Origin of the sequence: Bradyrhizobium sp. R2.2-H (assembly GCF_004346455.1) — a bacterium.
Taxonomy (GTDB): domain Bacteria; phylum Pseudomonadota; class Alphaproteobacteria; order Rhizobiales; family Xanthobacteraceae; genus Bradyrhizobium; species Bradyrhizobium diversitatis.
On the sequence record NZ_SMBR01000008.1, the window covers coordinates 347,099 to 364,201 of the forward strand.

The following is a 17,103-nucleotide window of genomic DNA, read 5'->3' on the forward strand; positions in this document are numbered from 1 at the left end:
CCAGACGCAATTGCAGGCGTGGGGTTCCCGCGCGCATGACCGGCGCGAGGCAGCGTGGCGCGTACCCGCATTCATGCTAATCACGCGCTTGTTGGGGCAGGCGCCGATACGTGATTTTTTGCTGGCACCGAACTCGTGCCGATCGCCAGGACGGCCGTCGCCGCGGTCCAGAGAAGAGGAAGTTTGTCGAGATGGGGTCCGTTAACGCCGTTCAAAATGCATCGCTCGGCGAAGTGATCGTGCGTCGGATCAACGATCTGGCCGCGATCTCGGAAGAGGGTGACAAACTCACCCGCATCTATCTCACCAAGGAGTTGCGCGAGGCTGCGGACCTCATCCTGGGCTGGATGCGCGAAGCCGGCATGAGCGCGCGCCTCGATGCGATCGGCAACGTCTGTGGCCGCTACGAAGGCGACCGGTCGGGTGCTCCCTGCCTGATGCTCGGCTCGCATTACGACACCGTGCGCGATGCCGGCAAATGGGATGGACCGCTGGGTGTGATCACGGCGATCTCTTGCGTCGCCGATCTCAACCGCCGCGGCAAGCGCCTGCCGTTTGCGATCGAGGTAGTCGGTTTTGCCGATGAGGAGGGGGTGCGCTTCGCGTCGACCTTGCTCGGCAGCCGTGCGGTGGCCGGCACCTTTGACGAGAGTGTGCTGAACACGCGCGACCGCGATGGCGTGTCGATGCGCGATGCGCTCGTGCGGTTCGGGCTCGACCCCGACCATATCGGCGCGGCCGCGCGAGCGCGGCGTGAGCTGCTCGCCTACCTCGAATTGCACATCGAGCAGGGGCCGGTGCTGGAAGCGCAGAACCTGCCCGTGGGCGTCGTCACCGCGATTGCCGGTGCCACGCGCCTTGCCGCGCGGCTGACCGGCATGGCCGGTCATGCCGGCACCGTGCCGATGGAGCTTCGGCGCGACGCACTCGCCGGGGCGGCCGAATGCATCGGTGCGATCGAACAATTTTGCCGCACCGACGAGGGCGGCCTGGTCGGCACCGTCGGCTATATCCAGGCGAGGCCCGGCGCGACCAATGTCATTCCGGGCGAAGTATCCTTCACCATCGATCTGCGCGCCCCCACCGACATGCACCGCAAGCGTGCGGTGGCCGATATCGTTCGCCGGATCGAGGCGATCGCCGAGCGTCGGCAGCTGGCCCTTCAGCTTGACGTCACCCACGAGAACCGCACTGCGCCTTGCGCGCAGTGGCTCAAGGAGCAGATTGCGCAGGCGATCGAGGCCGAAGGCGTCTCCGTGTTCGAGCTGCCGAGCGGGGCAGGACACGACGGCATGGCGATGATCGACATTGCCGATGTCGGCATGATCTTCGTTCGCTGCCGCGGCGGCATCAGCCATCACCCGGATGAACATGTCGAGCTCGCCGATGCCGATGCCGGCGCGCGGGTGCTGCTGCGGGTGATCGAGAATTTTCAGACACGGGAGAGCCGCGCCACCGCGAGCTGAACAGCCGGCCCCCCCGGTCGTCATCGTGGCGAGACACGAATCAGTCACACTTGAAATGGTGACCGGCCATCGCCGGGATCGCGAGACATCAGGTGCACATGAAGAGCGACATTCCCCTGCCGTCACATCGCGGAAACCGGTTTTACCAGGGCGGGGTTGCGACCCTTGTCGCCAACGCTCTTCAGGCGGTCAATTTTCTCGGTGACCGGTTCCTGAGACAATCGCCCCATTCGTTGTCGGCTATCGAGGACCTCTATCGGCACTCGATGGACAGCGCGTTCTCGGTGACCGAGGCCTTCCTCGTCACGGGCGCCCCGCACGCCTCCGCTTATTATCCGCGAGACTTCGCGTGGTTCTATCCCGACGTTCTCGACCCCGAAACCATCATGGATCCGCAGGATGCGGTGCGGCGGGTTCGGTTGCTCGAAAAGAGCGTCCGTTTGTTGCTGGAGGCGGTTCGCGCCGGCGTCGTCACGACGACCATCGTCCCGGCGGGACGCGGTCGCTACCTCGGCGTGAACTATTTCTCGCGCCCGTCGGACACGCTGCTCGGCATTCTCGCCGGTCTCCAGCAGATGATCTCTGCCGAAGACAGGGCCGCCTCCTATCTGGCAATGTCACAATGCGCGCATGCAGGCCGCTTGTTGCTGGCCGAGTATGGCGGTGACCTCAAGCGAGCGATCCTCCAGCTCGCGAGCGAGCTCGAACCGTTCAATGACGACGGTACCAGGTATTTGCTTTGCGACGTCCACGCGCCGCGCTCCGCCGCAACGGACACCCGCGCCGAATGCAGGCGCTTCGTGACCAATGCTTCCGTCTACACGACCTTCGTGTGGGGCGTGCAGCTCGGGGTCGTCGATGGGAACGAGTTGAAGCGGCTGCTCGGGCGTGATCTTGCGCAGTACAAGACGGACCTGCTCCGCCTGTTCGGCAAGGACGGCCATATCAGGCATTCCCTGGAAGGTCCGGCGAGCTCGCCGGCCTCATCGGTCGCGCTGGATTTCGTTAGCGTGCATCGTGGATTCTGGAATATGAGCGATGCGAGCGAGCGGGCGCTGTTCGCGGCCACGACGGATCTGATCATTGCGGAGCCGCGGTTTCGCATCCCCAGCACGTTTCATTTCCTGGTCTCAGCCGACAATCCCAGAAACAAGATGATCCACAGGATTGCGGCACCAGCCTATCAGGGGCGTTCCTGCTGGCCGACGTTCAACGTCGAGTTCGCGGATCGCATGCTGGACTATGACGAATTCACTGGCAGCGAGACCTACCGAGCCTGCGCCCAAGGAATACTGAAGGATATTCGGACAGCGACCGAGTTTCACGGCGGCTATCAGGAGCTGATCTCAGAGCAGGGTCTGAAGTATCGCACCTGGGCCTATAAGGGCGCCGTGGCTCATTCCTGGTTTCCGCGCTTCCTGTCCGTCTGGAGGCGGGCGTATGGAACGCCGCTCCTCCGGTGGATTGACGAATCCACTCGGTGACGTATCGCTCATGCCACGAGATCCAGCAGCCGGCACGATCCGCGCACGAGTACCTTGCGTCCGATCGGCGTCATGGCAGGCACGCCGTCATTGATGACGACGAGGCCGAGTGCGACGAGGCTTTCGACGAGATGGGCCTTGAGACGGCCGTTCGACAGCGGGTTGCGAAGTGAGCGCAGGGCCGCCCATTGGTCCTGCGACAGCTCAAAGTCGAAATCGTCGTTCATGTTGCCTCAGGCGATCGTAACGTTCACGCGCCCCTGTTATCGGCGCTGCATGAAGACCATGCGACGACAATGAGTCCGGAATTCGGTGAGATGGTTAGAACGTCTCTTCCAAATTGCCGCACTTCGTTGTGCCACAAGGGTTAAGATCGTTTGTTCGCGAATATCGTCTCAACTTCCGATCACTAATTGATGATCTGCGCTTGATGTTGCAGTGCGAATTGCCGCGCTGCACGGGAAGTGTCGCTGTCCTATTCAGCGTCGCGATATGCACAGAAATGGCGAGACGAGTTGTTTCGGGCTCTGCTAGGTTATTCCGTAGGGAATGGCTTCACACGACAGGAGTGTGAGTGCATGAAGAGGCTGGTTGAAATCCGTAGTCAGGAATTTCTATGCCGCGAGCGCGCGGCGCGCGATTCCGAACGTCGGGTATTCTGGCTCGCGCAGGCCGAGGAATGGGAGCAGCGCGCGCTCGACGAAATCGCCTATCACTTCCGGGAGTGCAATCTCGCGCAGGGCGAGCGGAATGCCGCCTGACGCGGGCGGCTGATATTGCTCACTGATAAGTCGCCACGATATCGGACACGGCGCGCTCGAGCTGGTGCGCAGTGGCGCATTGGCGCACGACGGTGCAAAAGGTCGCGTAGCGCGGCATCTCGGAATCGCCAAAGCCCCAGGCGAGCCGCCCCTCGGGATTGAGCCAGACCAGTCGCTTCGAGCGATCGGAGATCCGGCGCAAAATGTCGGCGCGCGGGTCGAGATTGTTGCTGCGGGCATCGCCGAGCACGATCACCGTGGTCTGCGGCGTGAGCGTACTCATGAACTCCTTCTCGAAATCGACCAGCGAAGAACCGTAGTCCGACGAGCCGAAGCCGACCTTGGACATGATCTCGGACATCGCCTCCTCCGGCGACTTCGATTCCAGGATCTCGCTGACCTCGATCAGGTGCGAGGAGAAGGCGAAGGAGCGGACATCGTCGACCACCTCGTGCAGCGAGTGGATCAGCAGCAGAAAGAAATCGGACACTTGCGCAACGGAGCCCGAGACGTCGCACAGTGCTACGATCTTCGGCCGGTCGCGATGCTTGCGCTTCCATGCCGTAAGGAAGGGCACGCCGCCCCAGGCCGCATTCCGGCGGAGCGTGCGACGGACGTCGAGATGGCCGCGGCGCTGGCGTTTGCGCGGCTTCGAGTAGCGCTCGCGCAGCCGGCGCGCGATCTGACGGATGAGGGCGCGCATCTCGGCGACCTGGCGCCGCTCGATGCGGGCAAGCGGCGCATTGCGCAAGATCTCGTTGCGGAGGTTTTCGGCCTCCTCGCGGGCATAGAGTGCAAGCCCCTGAGAGACCGTATCGCGCACGGCTTCGCGCAAGGCGTCCAGCGCGGCGCGCAGACGCTCGGCCAGCGACGGGTTGGTCGCGGTCAGCCCGTCGAGATCGTCACGCAGGCGCTGGAGGCCCATGGCGTCGAGGATGCGGCTGGAGAAGATGCCGCGCTGAGTGGAGTAGCGGATGTCGGACAGGGAGGCCGCCCTGGAGGCGCTGGCAATCGCAGCCGCAATCGTATTGCGGTCCTGCGACAGCAGCATCTGCGCGAGCGGGCCTAGACCTTCGGGAGGCTGACCTTCGCCGGCATCGCTGGGAGCGCCGGAGGAGGGCGGCTGATCTGCGTCCTGCGGAGCGTCGTCGTTGTCGGCCTCGGGCTGGTCCTGCCGCGGCTCCGGCTGACTGAAGAACAGATCAAAGCAGTCACCGAGCGCGAGCTTCTCGTCCTGCGACTTGGCGAGCGTCAGCAGCAGCGCATCGCGCAGGACGGCGCGGTCGGAGATGCCGACTTGCGCGACTGCGCGCATCGCATCGATGCTTTCGGCAGGCGAGACGTGAACGCCGACGCCCCGCGCCGCTCGAAAGAAACGATGGAGGTTCTCGCGCATCGGCGTCAACCGAAGACGTTGGACCGTGCCGCCTTGGCAATGAAGGTCGTCACCTGCGGCGCCGCTGCCTCTATGTCCGTCTCGTATTTCAGGAGGACGTTGAGGGTGTCCTTGACGATCTCGGTGTCGAGCTCGGAAGCCTGGAGCAGCACCAGCACGCGCGCCCAGTCGATGGTCTCGCTGACCGACGGCAGCTTCTTCAGATCCAGCGAGCGGATCTCGTGGATGAAGCCGACCATCTGCCGGCGCAACGTCTGGGAGATGCCGGGCACGCGGCTTTCGACGATGCGTTCCTCGAGGCGCTGCTCGGGAAAGCCGATATGAAGATGCAGGCAGCGCCGTTTCAGGGCGTCGCCGAGATCGCGCTCGCTGTTGGAGGTGAGGATCACGGTCGGCGGCGTGATGGCCGACACGGTTCCGAGCTCGGGGATCGTGACCTGGAAGTCCGAGAGGATTTCCAGCAGCAGCGATTCAAACTCCGCATCCGACTTGTCGATCTCGTCGATCAGGAGCACGCAGCCGCCCGGCTGCTCCAGTGCCTGGAGCAGGGGACGCGGCTCGACGAACTCCTTGGAGAAGAACACGTCTCCGAAATCGTGGAGCTGATCCAGCGCCGCATGCAGCGTCTGCGCGCCGCCGAGAACCTCGCCAAGCTTGTCCTTCAGGATCTGCGTATAGAGTAGCTGCTTGGCGTATTTCCACTCATAGAGCGCCTTGGCCTCGTCGAGGCCCTCGTAGCATTGCAGGCGTATCATCTTCATGCCGCGCCAGGCCGCGATCGCCTTGGCGAGTTCGGTCTTGCCGACGCCTGCGGGGCCCTCGACCAGGATCGGCTTCTCGATCTGCTGGGACAAATAGACGGCGGTCGCGATCTGCCGGCTCGCGATATAGCCTTGCGCGGCGAGGCCGCTCTCCACTGCCTCGATCGACGTCGAGGCCTTCTGATCAGCCACGAATGGGCGCTCCCAAAGGTCTTGGTTGAGGCTTGTTCTGCCTGCGTTCCCGGCAAAGAACAAGCCTCGTTTGGGAGACATCAGACCCGCGTGAACGGCGTTTTTTCCGCTTAGCGCAAATAGTTAAGCGGTTCGCCGTTCGCGCGTCAGTGCCGCAGCAGCTCCGGCTTGCGGATCGTCTGTCTGACCTCGGCGCCGCAATCGGCGCATTCATAGACGAAGTCGATCTTGGCAAGGCTCCAATGCGGCTCGACTTCGCGCACATACATCGGCAGGAACCCCATGCAGGTGGGACAGTTCACAGGCGCGATCTCGATGTCCTGATGATGCTGAACGTAAGCTGGCATCTCGGCTCTCCTTCGCAGGCGACCACCAACCCCGCGCGAAAGCTACTGCCGGTTACCCCCGAAGCCCTCATCAACTCTTTCGAACAGAGGCGGAACGGTGGGCGTTTGTCGTTCGCTGTGACATTCTTGTTACGGATGGTACTGTAAGGGGCGGACCAAATGCCTGTTTCGCAGGCCGACCGGGTTCACTGGATTTCACTGCAACGATAAGGGAGTAACGCCCATGACGCATGCCATTCGTTTTCACAAGACCGGCGGTCCGGAAGTCCTGGTCTGGGAGGAGGTCAATGTCGGCACACCTGGACCCGGCGAAGCGCGCATCCGCCACACGGCTGTCGGCCTCAATTTCGTCGACATCTACAACCGTTCGGGTCTCTATCCGGCGCAATTGCCGAGCGGACTCGGCAGCGAGGCGGCTGGTGTCGTCGAGGAGATCGGGCCCGGTGTCACCGATCTGAAACCAGGCGATCGCGTCGCTTATGGCGCCTCGCCGCTCGGGGCTTATTCCGAGGCGCGGCTGATCCCCGCCGACCGGCTGTTGAAATTGCCCGACGGCGTCGACGACAAGACTGCGGCGGCAATGATGCTCAAGGGGCTCACCACGCAATACCTGATCCGGCAGACCTATCGGGTGAAGGCCGGCGATACCATCCTGCTTCACGCTGCGGCCGGCGGCGTCGGCCTGATCTTGAGCCAGTGGGCCAAGCATCTCGGCGCGACCGTGATCGGCACCGTCAGCAACGACGAGAAGGCGAAGCTCGCCAAGGCACATGGCTGCGACCATGTAATCATCTACACGCGGGAAGATTTCGTAAAGCGAGTCGACGAAATCACCGGCGGCAAGAAGGTGCCGGTAGTCTACGATTCCGTCGGCAAGGACACGTTCCTCAAATCGCTGGATTGCCTCGCGCCGCTCGGTGTCGCTGCTCTGTTTGGCCAGTCTTCGGGAACCGTCGAGCCGCTCAATCTCGGCCTGCTGGCACAGAAGGGGTCGCTCTACGTCACGCGTCCGACGCTATTCACCTACGCCGCCAAGCGCGAAAATCTGGTCGCGATGGCGAACGAACTGTTCGACGTCGTCAAGTCCGGCGCGGTCAAGATCGAGGTGCACCAGACCTATCCGCTGAAGGACGCCGCCAAGGCGCATACCGATCTTGCGGCTCGCAAGACCACGGGATCGACCGTTCTTCTGGTCTGAGGCTCGGCCGGGCCGTGACGCAAGCTGCTTGGTCTGCGTCACGTCCGCTCGTGCTTGCGCAGATCGCGGATGTGATCAAGGCGGGTTGCCTGGAGGTCGACATCCTCGGGCGCAATCTGGGGCAGGGCGGCCTCGGTCAGCATGGCCTCGGTTACGTCCTCGACGGCATTCTCCACGATTTCGTGGATGAACGAGATGTTCCGGTATTCACCCGAGGCGATGCGGGAGATGATCTCTCGCCTCGTGATTTCGGGATCGACGACCGCCTCGCGGCCCTGCCGCCCATAATCGATCATCACGACGAAGTACTGCATGAAACGATCCTGCCGCGCCCCGTGGTCGGGGACGCGGCAGAGTATTTCCGAAAAACGGAACTTTGTCAATCGCGATTTCTATAAATCAGAAATCGCTGACCGCATGGTCTTTACTTGCCTTTCTTGCGAGGGCGCGCCGATTTCGCACGCAGCCGCTCAAGCTGCCCCTTGGGCATGGACAGGCAGATCTCACCCACCCAGTCGAGCTTGACCCCGACGATCGGCTTGGCATTGAAGCTCGTGAGATTGACGACGGAGGGTGATTTTCCCCGCTCGATGGTCTTCAGATAGCGCTCGCCGGTCTTGAGGCGGACCACCGCCTCTTCGCCGTAGAAGCTCGACAGCGGATGGCGCTGGTCCTTGTAGACCACGATCACGTCGCCGCTCTCGTATTTGGGCAGCATCGAATCGCCCACGATCTCGAATGCGATCGTCTCTTCCATGATCGGAAAGGGCAATGTGATGTCGCCGAGACCTTCCGGGGGAACCTGTTCATAGTCCGGCTCGATCACCGCGCCGGCTCCGACGCGTCCCATGATCGGTGCGAGGTTGAGCTCGAGATATTCCATGATCGGAATGATTTCCGAGGCCTTCACCAGACGCTCGCCGCCGAGGATCTCCGAGACCGCGCCGGGCCGCACGCCCATGGCTGCTGCCAGGCCGCCCTTGCTCTTGCCCGTCTTCTCCAGGCCCCGCTCGATCATTGCTACGTCCAACATGGTGATTCCCTCGATTGCGCACCGTTCGCCTCTTGTAATCCGAAATTCGGAATTGATGCAATTATGAATATCAGAAATTCGACTTGACTCTGTGTTCGGAATAACGGAATGTGCGTCTCGCCTCCCGGGTGGAGGCGCATCACAGGACAGCAGCATGGAACCGGGCCATTGGCCGTCGGAGCACTCCGACGCGCTTCGCGACTATTTTCACAAGGGCATGTCTTATGCGGAGATCGGAAGACAGATAAACGCAAGGTTTGGAACGGCTTATACGCGCAGCGCGGTGGCTGGCCGCGCCAAGCGGCTCGGGCTCATCGTGCCGCAATGGATGACGAGCCCGGCGCTCGCGCCGCCCTTGCCGGGTGAACCCAGCCTGCTTTCGCCGCGCCGGGTGGGGTGGCCGAGCCTCAATCTGCCGCCGAAGTCCGCCATGAAGCCTGCGGCGCGGGTGAAGTTGCGCTGTGTCGGCATCCAGCCGCGCCTGATCCAATTGGTCGACCTCGAGCCGGTCGACTGCCGCTATCCCTATGGCGGCGACAAGGACGGTGAAGAGATCACCTTCTGCGGCCACCCGCGCCAGCCGGGCTCCAGCTACTGCGCGCCGCATGACCGCCTGGCGCGCCGTTCCGAGGCTGCGCCAGCCCGTGCCGCAGGCCCCGTCGTGCTGAAGCTGGTCTCGGCCGCCTGAAGCGGCAGCCGTCCGCTCAATCGTCAGACTTGCAAGGAGTACCCGAGTGGCTCGTGCCCGACGTAACAGGTCCTACAAATTGGCGCAGATCTACGACCGGCGGTCGCGGGAGGTGCCGTTCAATGCCGAGGTGGCGGAGGTGGAGGTCGACAATCCGCTCGCGCTCGATTCAGGCGAGAAGATCCTGGCCATACGCTCAATCCGCAACGATCCGCTCGGCCGGCTGCACGCACACCACCAGATCGACGAGGCGCAATACCGCAGCGGGCGCGCCTTTCAGAACGATTGGGAGCGGGCGGAGCGGGGCCCTCAGGCGGTGGATACGACGCGCGAATATGTCGATGGGACCGGTACGCGCGAGCCCGTCACCGAGAGCCAGCGCCAGGCGGTGCTACGGCTCAACCGGGCCGAACGAGAGCTCGGCACCGACGGCGCCGCGCTGGTGCACGACGTGCTGGTGCTGGGTCTGACCATGGATCAGGTTGGGCAGCGTCGCGCCGTCCGCACGCAACGCTGGAACGATTACTTTGCGCGGCGTTTTCGTGAATGTTTGGACCGGCTGGCGCTGATCTACGGCTTCGCGACGGAGACGGGAACGGCGCGCGGGGACCGGCGTGGATGATTGTGGAGCGCCGGCGGTCGCGGCCGCCGGCGTCCCACCCATTGCTTAGGGGTGAGGGACGATCTGGTAGGGCGTGGTGTAGGGCTCGACGCGCAGCGAGGTATGGGCCAGCAGCCCGATCTTGGCGGTCGGCGCCTGCTGCAGTTCGCCGTTCGGGCCACGATGCACGCTGTATTGCCAGACAGTGAGGTCGCCCTTCTGTGCCAGCGCGTGTGCAACGGCGCTGGCATCATTGCCGCCGAGCGCCTGAAGCTCCTCTTGCGACAATCCGACGACGATTTCGTCCTTGATGGTGACGATCTTGAACAGGTTCATCCTGGTCTCCTGCGCCCATGCGCCTTGTATCGAGAGGGTGAGAAGCGCGACCGCGGTGCCCTTGATGAGATCGCAGCGAGAAAGCATGCCGTTGTCCTTTGGTGCTGACGCGCGCCCAAATCGAAGAGTCTTCCAGCCATGGCGCCCGTATCTGCGTGGCCGTGCCGCAACGGCTTGGTCGCTCGCTCGCGGACGGCGGTTCACGGCGGAGTTGCACCCGGACCGACGGTTCCGGCTACGAACTGTCGCGTCAAGACCAGGACCGGCTGCAAGATCGACCTCTCATGCCGGCGATACAACCGCCGAAGTCGGGCTCAACAATTACGTGTGCATGCTGAAGCAGCGCCAATTCTTGCGCACGATGTGAATTCACATCGGAAACAAGCTGAAACGTTGTGCGGATTGATCGCGATCAGGGCTGTGTGCGTGATTGATGCAACTTCTTGACGCAGGTGGGTGACGGCGGTCGATATTCCTGTTATCCGGAAATCGCGGTGAGGCGATGCAGACGAAGCGTCGCTACACCCATGGTTGGGCTTGCCGGATGGGTTGTTCCTTGGCATAGTTGCAACCGAGCGGTTGAGGCCATCGTTCGGATGCAGTTCAGTGTGTGAACTCGGCGGTCCCCGGCCGAGGCTCGTCGCGATTGGTTCTGGTGCGGCGTTCGGTTCTTGGCGGATCACGAGGGCCGGTGCTTGTCATAGGTGCGAGATGAAAAACCTCGATTTCGCGGCTGAGTTGCATCTCAAGCTCGGTGTGCCTGCAAGCAGCACTGTCGAAAGTCTGCGTCTTCTCCGCGCGTTCCTGAAGCTCGCGCCTCGACAGCGTTTCGAAGTGATCAAGCTGGTCGAAGATCTCGCCGCGGAAGAAGCTTTTCCCGAGCATCCCTTGTCCTAACGTCCGGCCCTGTGCCGTTCCCTTCCTTTTTCTGCCTGGGCCGCCGCGCCGGCGTCGTTCCCCCGAGGCTGGCCGCTGGAAGGCGGTCGGGCAAGTGTGGTATTCAGTTGAAGAAAAGGGAGGAGTGCGACCATGATCGAACCGAAGCTCGAAGTTCCGGCCGAACTGCGCGACCTGGCTGAGAAGACGATTGACCAGGCGGAAAAGGCGTTCGGCATGTTTTTTGACGCCGCCACCAAGTCGATGTCATCCGTTCCGGGCGCGGGGACGGAGGTGTCGAAGCAGGCGCTGGCTTTCACCGAGCAGAACATGAAGTCGGCGTTCGAGCATGCACGCAAGCTGGTGCATGCCACCGATCTTCAGGAAGCGATGCGAATCCAGTCGGATTTCCTGCGCAGTCAGTTCACCAGCGCCGGAGATCACATGCGCGAGATGACCGGCACTCTCATGCAACAAGGCAAGGGCAAGTCCTGATTCTCGGTGTGTACACAGAGTGCCCACAAATTGACCTTGTGCGGCGTGGAGATCCGCGCTTCGATACAGGCGCAGGTCCATGATGGGCCACCGAATGACCTCATTCGCCGTCCGTCATCCTTTCTGCTGATCCCTGCCGCCCTCCGGCAGGGATTTGCGTTTGCACCGGGGCGTGATCGTCCGGCGGCTGCTAACGCAGCGATGAGATATAGGCCGCGATATCGGCGGCTTCGCTCCGGCTCAAGGGAAAATTCGGCATCTTCGGGTGCGGATCGAGCAGGAAGAAGGCGAGCCTTTCCGGGCTGAAGTCCGGCCTGCGCGCAACGGATGCAAAGGAGGGAACGTCGGCGCTCGCCTGGGTTTGCCCGTTCGCCACGACATGGCAGCTCGCGCACCAGCGCTTGGCGAGATCGGCACCGTGATCCGCGTCAGCTGCGAGGGCGGACGACGTGCCGACGCCAGAGATTACGCCAAGCAGCAGGCAAATCCGTCTCACATGCCGGTACATAGGGTAATCTTTCTGCGTTCGCATGCAGTCGCCGCGCTCATCCGCAGCATGATCCTGGAAACTGCGAGAGGTCAATTCGGGCAATGATCGACCGCAGCAGCTTGCGGGTCGAACGGTAGAGATGCCGTAGGAATGACGGCATTCTTGCCGCGGGCAGGCCAAGGCCTTTCGTATGAAGGCTTTTCGTATCAAGAGTTTCGGTATAATGCGACACGTATCTCTCCGAGGCCATATGGCTCTTCTATCGTGCCGCTTGGGAGCCGCCTTTGATCTGCCGCAAAGCATTCCCGGCTAATAGTCACCTGGGTTCATGATCATTGGGCTCTTCGTATCCGCCGGTGCAAGCGCGCTGCTGGCGCTGTCACGCAGGAAGCGGTCGAGCGTCTCCTGGATCTTCTCCTTGACCGAGTTCGGACCGCGGTCGCTCATCTCGGTGTGCTGCGCGCCGGTGTGGACGATATCGATGCCGCGCGCCTTGGCCTCTTCCGGCGACGGCAGCACGCCGGGATCTGTCACGAAACGGGGGTCCTTCGATCGAAACGACAGGATCTTCATGTGGTCGCTGAGCACGAAAGGCACCCGCAGATTGTCGAGCGTGATCACCTTCGACACCAGCTCCGGATGCTGATGGGCGACGTACATGGAGACATCGCCGCCGTTGGAGTGGCCAACGAGGGTGATATGGTCGTATTCGACGTTCTCCTGCCGCCTCTTCAGTTCGCCTAATACGAAGAGAATGTTGGCTTCGCAGCGGATGTAGACTTCACGCCGGCCGACATATGGCTGACCGACATGGGTCATCAGCGGCGGATCGCTCGGCAAGTCCTGCTGGATGCTGGCGACCAGATAGCCTCGTGCGGCGAGGACGTTGGCGAGGAAGGAATATTCGGTGGCCTTGACGGTATTGCCGTTACTGATGATGGCGAGCGGGAGCTTCCACAGACCGAGATTGGCCTTGGTCTCAGCGTCGCGCCGCACGGCAATCTCCACCGAGATCGGCCGCTGGCGGGAGGCGTCGAATAGGGTCAGGGTCTCATGGCGGATTGCGAACTGGCTGACCACAAAATACTGCCCGACACCAAGGACGCAGAGCAAAGCCAGGATAGCAAACACCTTCCTCATGGTTCTTTCTCAAAATCACCTTTGACTGAACATGGTGATCAGGAACTCCCGGTCGAGTGATCGTGAGCAGGCTACGGGATTAAATTTAGGCAAGTCTGTGACGTGGCCGCAAAAGGGCCGCATGCCGGCTCGATCGACGGAAGGACAGCTAGAGACAGTAGGCCCTGCGGCGCTCGGGGCAGACCCGGAGCGAGCTCGAAAGCGTGAAGAGGAAGCGTGGGCTGCGGCGCTCGTTGTCCGGCGCCCGGTAGCTCAAGGGGATAGCCACCCCGAGATCGGCCTGGAGATCGTCCGGCAAGAAGAACCGCACACCGGCCCCGGCTGAAGTCAGCGACAGGCCGTCGCTCAGTCGGCAATCGTCGTGATTTCGGCACCGGCTATGCGAGCCTGAACTATCTCAAGTCCGCTCGACGGGCTCAAGATCGATTGGTCGTTCGTGTTTGGTCTTCGCGTGAACTCCGACGATGCTGCAATCGTCGGCTCGACAATTGGTCTCAGCAAGCAGCTCGGTCTGACGGTCGTGGCTGAAGGCATCGAGAACAAGGCAACTACTGACTTCCTGGTCAGCATGGGATGCGAGGAAGGGCGGGGATATTTCTTCGGCCGTCCGCTGCCGGCAGAAGCATTCGATCAGCAGTTCCTCGCGACTGGGCACGAGGCTGCCAGCGCTGCCTGAGCGGAGCTACCGCCGGCGCGCCACCGCCATGCCAAAGAGGAACGCAACGAACAGGCTGGCAAGCGGCGCTTCGCGGGTGACCGCTGCGACCGTCGCGAGAGCCCCGCCAGGCCTTCGCGATTCCTCGACGGCAGAGGTCAGGCGGTCGACGGCTGCGTGCAGTCCTCCGGCGACTTCACCGATCGTGCGGGAGACGTCCGCCGCCGTGTCGATGGCACGCTCGGCCATGCCAGGTTGGGACGTGGATTGCGGTATCTCCGTGCTCAAGGGGCGACCTCCGGCCTGATGTTGGAAGCCGACACCTCTGGCTATCCGCGACAGGCGCGTGGTTTACGGCGAGTGCCGGCCTTGGATGGGCAATTCAGCGCACGGGATTTTGTTCCGGAATACATCGATGGTGGCTGCCCTCTCTGGGAAACGTCGGGTGCGAATCTCTGTTAGGCTGGGTCAACCTTGCTGATGTCAGGAGACAGCCGTGACCGATCGGACCTTGACGGATCGAGCTCGGCGCATCGCCTTGCTCGGCGCTCCCATCGACATGGGAGCTTCGCAGCGTGGCACCTTGATGGGGCCTGCGGCGCTGCGCACTGCGGGCTTGGCGACACTGCTCGAAAGCCTGGATTTCGAGGTTGTCGACTATGGCGATCTTTCCGTAGCCGAAGTCCGAGACCTCGCCGACACGCCGCCCGAAAATGCCAATCACTACCGCGAAATCCAGCGCTGGACACGAGTCCTGAGCCGCAGAGGCTATGAGATCGCGACATCAGGTGCGCTGCCGATCTTCCTTGGCGGCGATCACACGCTGTCAATGGGGTCGGTCAACGCGATGGCGCGTCACTGGCAGGAGCGTGGACGCGAACTCTTCGTGCTCTGGCTCGATGCCCATGCCGACTACAACACCCCGGAGACGACGATCACCGCGAACATGCACGGCATGTCAGCTGCGTTCCTGTGCGGCGAGCCCGGCCTCGACGGCCTGCTCGGCGACGATCCGCGCGCGTCGATCGACCCGGACAGGCTGGACCTGTTCGGTGCGCGTTCGATCGACAAGCTCGAAAAGGAGTTGATGCGCGTGCGTCGGATCAGGATCGTCGACATGCGCCAGATCGACGAGTTCGGCGTCGCCGTCATGATCCGGCGCGTTATCGACCGGGTCAAGGCGAGCAATGGCGTGCTGCATGTGAGCTTCGACGTCGATTTCCTCGATCCCTGCGTGGCGCCTGGCGTCGGCACCACGGTGCCGGGCGGCGCCACCTATCGCGAGGCGCACCTGATCATGGAGCTGTTGCATGATTCCGGCCTGGTAGGATCGGTCGATATCGTCGAGCTCAACCCCTTCCTGGATGAACGTGGACGGACGGCGCGTGCTGCAGTCGAGCTGATCGGCAGCCTGTTCGGCCAGCAGATCACAGACCGGCCGACGCCGAGCAACGCAATCGCTCCGGGTGAGTGAAACGGCGGACGGCGCTGTGCGCTGAAGGCGCGGCGGTCGAAGGCGTGATTCTCGCTGGGATTCGGCCGCCGCAGCAGGGTCGGACGCGTTGGCCTGGAACTTGCTTGAGGGGGCGGGGGAACCGGGTGGGGCGCAATCGAGTTAACCTGCGACAGGAAAATAGCGGATCCTTCAATGACAAGTGGTCGTTTCGCAAACTCCATTTCCACCGCCCTTCGGCATCCCGGTGTGATCGCGCTGATCGTTGCGGGTGTGACGATTGCGGCCATGCTGATCGTCGACCACGGACCCTGGAGCCGCGCAAAGACCCAGCCGGCCCATGTCGCGATGTACGCGACCACGGGAGAAGCTGCGCGCGCCGCGGGCGCTGCCGTAATTCCGACCGAACCGAAGTCACCGGTCGAGCCGGCACGGCCGGGGCCGAAGACGTCCCCGACCGTCAATCCCGTGACGCCGTAGCTCTCAGCTCCTGCGGCCGTAATTGAGGAGCCCGCCGCTCGTCTTCGGCGGGTGCGCGCGCAAGGCGTCCTCGTTGGGCTCGGTGCCCCAGCCGGGCCGGTCCGGGACGATCAGATGACCGTCCTGAATCTCCGGCGCATGCGTGAACAGCTCGTGGTCCCAGGACAGACGATCGATGTCGATCTCCATGATGCGCAGGTTCGGCACCGCGGCACAGAAATGTGCGTTCATCATCGAGCAGAGATGGCCGTAGAAATTGTGCGGGGCGACGTTGACCTCGAAGGCTTCCGCAGCGCTCGCGATCTTCATCGATTGCCAGACGCCGTTCCAGGGCGTGTCGATGATCGCGACGTCCATCGCCTGCTCCTGGAAATAGGGCAGGAATTCCCGCAAGGAGAGCAGCGTCTCGCAGGATGAGATCGGGTGCGGGCTCTGCCTTCGGATATAACCGAGGGCTTCCGGACTGAAGCTGTCGATCTCGACCCAGAACATGTCGAGGTCGGCAATGGCGCGCAGGATCTTCAGATAGCCTTCGGTCTTGGCGTTGAAGTTGCAGTCCAGCAGGATGTCGACGTCAGGACCCGCGCCGTCGCGGATCGCCTCCAGATGCATATGCAGGTCGCGCAGGATCTTGCGGTCGACGTTGATCTCGGGCGCGAAGGGTGAGCCGAAGCCGGGACGCCAGCCGGTCGGCTTGCCGTCGTCATAGGAAAAGATGTTGGTCTTGAGCGCGGTGAACTTCTTCTCGCGGACCTCGCGCCCCATCGCCTTGACGCCGTCGAGACTTTCGATCGGCGGCTTGTACCAGGATGGGTGATTGATGCGCCATGTGGCACAATGCGACCAGTAGACCCAGATACGGTCGCGGATCTTGCCGCCGAGCAGCTCGTAGCAGGGGACGCCGAGAGACTTCGCCTTGGCATCGAGCAGCGCATTCTCGATCGCACCGAGGGCTTGCGCCACGACGCCGCCGGCGGCGGGACGCGTCGCTCCGAACAATTCGGCAAAGACGCGCTCGTGCTGGAAGACGTTCTGCCCGATGATACGGGCCGAGAGGCGCTGGATGGCAGCCCCAACGCCGGGCGAGCCGAAACCCTCGTCGAATTCGCTCCAGCCGACGATGCCGTCCTCGGTCGTCAGCTTGACGAAATGATAGTTTCTCCAGCCGGCATCGCAGGCAAGGATCTCGAGGCTTGTTGCTTTTGATGATTTGCTCATGTCGCTCCCTGTTGCCCGGGCTTCTTCTTGTGG

The 17,103-nt window shown here is 62.7% G+C and carries 21 protein-coding genes and 2 pseudogenes; 11 read left to right on the forward strand and 12 right to left on the reverse strand.

Features of this window, described 5'->3' with window-relative positions; genetic code table 11:
- The first annotated feature begins 191 nt into the window (after positions 1-191).
- Together EDE08_RS22435 and EDE08_RS22440 are read left to right on the forward strand one after the other, a co-directional pair.
- Positions 192-1,466 carry an allantoate amidohydrolase gene (locus EDE08_RS22435; protein WP_131870961.1) on the forward strand — a complete coding sequence of 425 codons (1,275 nt, stop codon included), beginning with the start codon at positions 192-194 and terminating at the stop codon, positions 1,464-1,466.
- A 98-nt stretch (positions 1,467-1,564) separates the two neighbouring features.
- Positions 1,565-2,950 (forward strand): hypothetical protein, encoded by a 1,386-nt coding sequence (locus tag EDE08_RS22440; RefSeq protein ID WP_131871036.1) that lies wholly within the window; start codon positions 1,565-1,567, stop codon positions 2,948-2,950.
- A gap of 8 nt (positions 2,951-2,958) precedes the next feature.
- Here the strand turns inward: EDE08_RS22440 and EDE08_RS22445 are convergent, their stop codons facing one another.
- Positions 2,959-3,177 carry a hypothetical protein gene (locus EDE08_RS22445; protein ID WP_131870962.1) on the reverse strand — a complete coding sequence of 73 codons (219 nt, stop codon included), beginning with the start codon at positions 3,175-3,177 and terminating at the stop codon, positions 2,959-2,961.
- Between the two features lie 351 nt (positions 3,178-3,528).
- Between EDE08_RS22445 and EDE08_RS22450 the strand changes: the two genes are divergently transcribed.
- Complete coding sequence (locus EDE08_RS22450) at positions 3,529-3,711, forward strand: hypothetical protein (RefSeq protein WP_131870963.1); 183 nt, start codon at positions 3,529-3,531, stop codon at positions 3,709-3,711.
- Positions 3,712-3,730: 19 nt separating this feature from the next.
- Here the strand turns inward: EDE08_RS22450 and EDE08_RS22455 are convergent, their stop codons facing one another.
- From EDE08_RS22455 to EDE08_RS22465, 3 genes are all read right to left on the reverse strand, one after another.
- Positions 3,731-5,107 carry a vWA domain-containing protein gene (locus tag EDE08_RS22455; RefSeq protein WP_131870964.1) on the reverse strand — a complete coding sequence of 459 codons (1,377 nt, stop codon included), beginning with the start codon at positions 5,105-5,107 and terminating at the stop codon, positions 3,731-3,733.
- Between the two features lie 5 nt (positions 5,108-5,112).
- Positions 5,113-6,060: an AAA family ATPase gene (locus EDE08_RS22460; protein ID WP_035678446.1), complete on the reverse strand. Its 948-nt coding sequence runs from the start codon at positions 6,058-6,060 to the stop codon at positions 5,113-5,115.
- A 146-nt stretch (positions 6,061-6,206) separates the two neighbouring features.
- Positions 6,207-6,407: a hypothetical protein gene (locus tag EDE08_RS22465; RefSeq protein WP_018319162.1), complete on the reverse strand. Its 201-nt coding sequence runs from the start codon at positions 6,405-6,407 to the stop codon at positions 6,207-6,209.
- A 223-nt stretch (positions 6,408-6,630) separates the two neighbouring features.
- On the opposite strand from EDE08_RS22465, the gene EDE08_RS22470 reads away from it, so the two are divergent.
- Entirely contained in the window at positions 6,631-7,605 is a 975-nt protein-coding gene (locus tag EDE08_RS22470; RefSeq protein ID WP_131870966.1) for a quinone oxidoreductase family protein, read from the forward strand.
- Between the two features lie 38 nt (positions 7,606-7,643).
- Here EDE08_RS22470 and EDE08_RS22475 read toward each other — a convergent pair whose 3' ends face one another.
- A complete protein-coding gene (locus EDE08_RS22475; protein WP_131870967.1) occupies positions 7,644-7,919 on the reverse strand; it encodes a hypothetical protein in 276 nt (91 codons plus the stop codon).
- A gap of 110 nt (positions 7,920-8,029) precedes the next feature.
- Positions 8,030-8,638 (reverse strand): S24 family peptidase, encoded by a 609-nt coding sequence (locus EDE08_RS22480; RefSeq protein ID WP_027576185.1) that lies wholly within the window; start codon positions 8,636-8,638, stop codon positions 8,030-8,032.
- A 154-nt stretch (positions 8,639-8,792) separates the two neighbouring features.
- On the opposite strand from EDE08_RS22480, the gene EDE08_RS22485 reads away from it, so the two are divergent.
- Positions 8,793-9,326: a GcrA family cell cycle regulator gene (locus EDE08_RS22485; RefSeq protein WP_131870968.1), complete on the forward strand. Its 534-nt coding sequence runs from the start codon at positions 8,793-8,795 to the stop codon at positions 9,324-9,326.
- A gap of 46 nt (positions 9,327-9,372) precedes the next feature.
- A complete protein-coding gene (locus EDE08_RS22490; RefSeq protein WP_131870969.1) occupies positions 9,373-9,948 on the forward strand; it encodes a hypothetical protein in 576 nt (191 codons plus the stop codon).
- A gap of 45 nt (positions 9,949-9,993) precedes the next feature.
- On the opposite strand, the gene EDE08_RS22495 is transcribed toward EDE08_RS22490, so the two are convergent.
- Entirely contained in the window at positions 9,994-10,350 is a 357-nt protein-coding gene (locus EDE08_RS22495) for a hypothetical protein (RefSeq protein ID WP_131870970.1), read from the reverse strand.
- A gap of 624 nt (positions 10,351-10,974) precedes the next feature.
- Here EDE08_RS22495 and EDE08_RS39130 point away from each other — a divergent pair.
- Both EDE08_RS39130 and EDE08_RS22505 read left to right on the forward strand, forming a co-directional pair.
- Positions 10,975-11,160: a hypothetical protein gene (locus tag EDE08_RS39130; RefSeq protein WP_131871037.1), complete on the forward strand. Its 186-nt coding sequence runs from the start codon at positions 10,975-10,977 to the stop codon at positions 11,158-11,160.
- A gap of 132 nt (positions 11,161-11,292) precedes the next feature.
- Positions 11,293-11,634: a phasin gene (locus tag EDE08_RS22505; RefSeq protein ID WP_028178910.1), complete on the forward strand. Its 342-nt coding sequence runs from the start codon at positions 11,293-11,295 to the stop codon at positions 11,632-11,634.
- A 190-nt stretch (positions 11,635-11,824) separates the two neighbouring features.
- Here EDE08_RS22505 and EDE08_RS22510 read toward each other — a convergent pair whose 3' ends face one another.
- The 3 genes and pseudogenes from EDE08_RS22510 to EDE08_RS39135 form a co-directional block, all read right to left on the reverse strand.
- Positions 11,825-12,142, reverse strand: coding sequence for a c-type cytochrome (locus tag EDE08_RS22510; RefSeq protein ID WP_131871038.1), 318 nt, complete (start codon positions 12,140-12,142; stop codon positions 11,825-11,827).
- Between the two features lie 291 nt (positions 12,143-12,433).
- The gene (locus EDE08_RS22515; RefSeq protein WP_131870971.1) at positions 12,434-13,264 is read right to left on the reverse strand and encodes an alpha/beta fold hydrolase; all 831 of its coding nucleotides are present in this window, start codon (positions 13,262-13,264) and stop codon (positions 12,434-12,436) included.
- A gap of 148 nt (positions 13,265-13,412) precedes the next feature.
- Positions 13,413-13,628 (reverse strand): annotated as a pseudogene (locus tag EDE08_RS39135) (ShlB/FhaC/HecB family hemolysin secretion/activation protein); the annotation flags it as partial.
- On the opposite strand from EDE08_RS39135, the pseudogene EDE08_RS22525 reads away from it, so the two are divergent.
- A pseudogene (locus EDE08_RS22525) lies at positions 13,628-13,940 on the forward strand (EAL domain-containing protein); the annotation flags it as partial. The pseudogenes EDE08_RS39135 and EDE08_RS22525 sit on opposite strands and share 1 nt — an antisense overlap.
- Before the next feature lie 6 nt (positions 13,941-13,946).
- Here the strand turns inward: EDE08_RS22525 and EDE08_RS22530 are convergent.
- Positions 13,947-14,207: a hypothetical protein gene (locus EDE08_RS22530; protein ID WP_131870972.1), complete on the reverse strand. Its 261-nt coding sequence runs from the start codon at positions 14,205-14,207 to the stop codon at positions 13,947-13,949.
- Between the two features lie 208 nt (positions 14,208-14,415).
- Here EDE08_RS22530 and rocF point away from each other — a divergent pair, with 208 nt between their 5' ends.
- Both rocF and EDE08_RS22540 read left to right on the forward strand, forming a co-directional pair.
- Positions 14,416-15,393, forward strand: coding sequence for an arginase (rocF, locus tag EDE08_RS22535; protein ID WP_131870973.1), 978 nt, complete (start codon positions 14,416-14,418; stop codon positions 15,391-15,393).
- Positions 15,394-15,567: 174 nt separating this feature from the next.
- Complete coding sequence (locus EDE08_RS22540) at positions 15,568-15,852, forward strand: hypothetical protein (RefSeq protein ID WP_061877895.1); 285 nt, start codon at positions 15,568-15,570, stop codon at positions 15,850-15,852.
- Positions 15,853-15,855: 3 nt separating this feature from the next.
- Here the strand turns inward: EDE08_RS22540 and EDE08_RS22545 are convergent, their stop codons facing one another.
- Positions 15,856-17,070 (reverse strand): mandelate racemase/muconate lactonizing enzyme family protein, encoded by a 1,215-nt coding sequence (locus tag EDE08_RS22545; RefSeq protein ID WP_131870974.1) that lies wholly within the window; start codon positions 17,068-17,070, stop codon positions 15,856-15,858.
- Positions 17,071-17,103: the final 33 nt, after the last annotated feature.

Coding starts and splice junctions, on each gene's coding strand:
- EDE08_RS22540 (WP_061877895.1), top strand. CDS start 15,568: ATGACAAGTGGTCGTTTCGCAAACTCCATTTCCACCGCCCTTCGGCAT.
- EDE08_RS22495 (WP_131870970.1), bottom strand. CDS start 10,350: ATGCTTTCTCGCTGCGATCTCATCAAGGGCACCGCGGTCGCGCTTCTC.
- EDE08_RS22480 (WP_027576185.1), bottom strand. CDS start 8,638: ATGTTGGACGTAGCAATGATCGAGCGGGGCCTGGAGAAGACGGGCAAG.
- EDE08_RS22475 (WP_131870967.1), bottom strand. CDS start 7,919: ATGCAGTACTTCGTCGTGATGATCGATTATGGGCGGCAGGGCCGCGAG.
- EDE08_RS22485 (WP_131870968.1), top strand. CDS start 8,793: ATGGAACCGGGCCATTGGCCGTCGGAGCACTCCGACGCGCTTCGCGAC.
- EDE08_RS22515 (WP_131870971.1), bottom strand. CDS start 13,264: ATGAGGAAGGTGTTTGCTATCCTGGCTTTGCTCTGCGTCCTTGGTGTC.
- EDE08_RS22505 (WP_028178910.1), top strand. CDS start 11,293: ATGATCGAACCGAAGCTCGAAGTTCCGGCCGAACTGCGCGACCTGGCT.
- EDE08_RS39130 (WP_131871037.1), top strand. CDS start 10,975: ATGAAAAACCTCGATTTCGCGGCTGAGTTGCATCTCAAGCTCGGTGTG.
- EDE08_RS22435 (WP_131870961.1), top strand. CDS start 192: ATGGGGTCCGTTAACGCCGTTCAAAATGCATCGCTCGGCGAAGTGATC.
- EDE08_RS22440 (WP_131871036.1), top strand. CDS start 1,565: ATGAAGAGCGACATTCCCCTGCCGTCACATCGCGGAAACCGGTTTTAC.
- EDE08_RS22445 (WP_131870962.1), bottom strand. CDS start 3,177: ATGAACGACGATTTCGACTTTGAGCTGTCGCAGGACCAATGGGCGGCC.
- EDE08_RS22545 (WP_131870974.1), bottom strand. CDS start 17,070: ATGAGCAAATCATCAAAAGCAACAAGCCTCGAGATCCTTGCCTGCGAT.
- EDE08_RS22465 (WP_018319162.1), bottom strand. CDS start 6,407: ATGCCAGCTTACGTTCAGCATCATCAGGACATCGAGATCGCGCCTGTG.
- EDE08_RS22455 (WP_131870964.1), bottom strand. CDS start 5,107: ATGCGCGAGAACCTCCATCGTTTCTTTCGAGCGGCGCGGGGCGTCGGC.
- EDE08_RS22470 (WP_131870966.1), top strand. CDS start 6,631: ATGACGCATGCCATTCGTTTTCACAAGACCGGCGGTCCGGAAGTCCTG.
- EDE08_RS22450 (WP_131870963.1), top strand. CDS start 3,529: ATGAAGAGGCTGGTTGAAATCCGTAGTCAGGAATTTCTATGCCGCGAG.
- EDE08_RS22510 (WP_131871038.1), bottom strand. CDS start 12,142: ATGTACCGGCATGTGAGACGGATTTGCCTGCTGCTTGGCGTAATCTCT.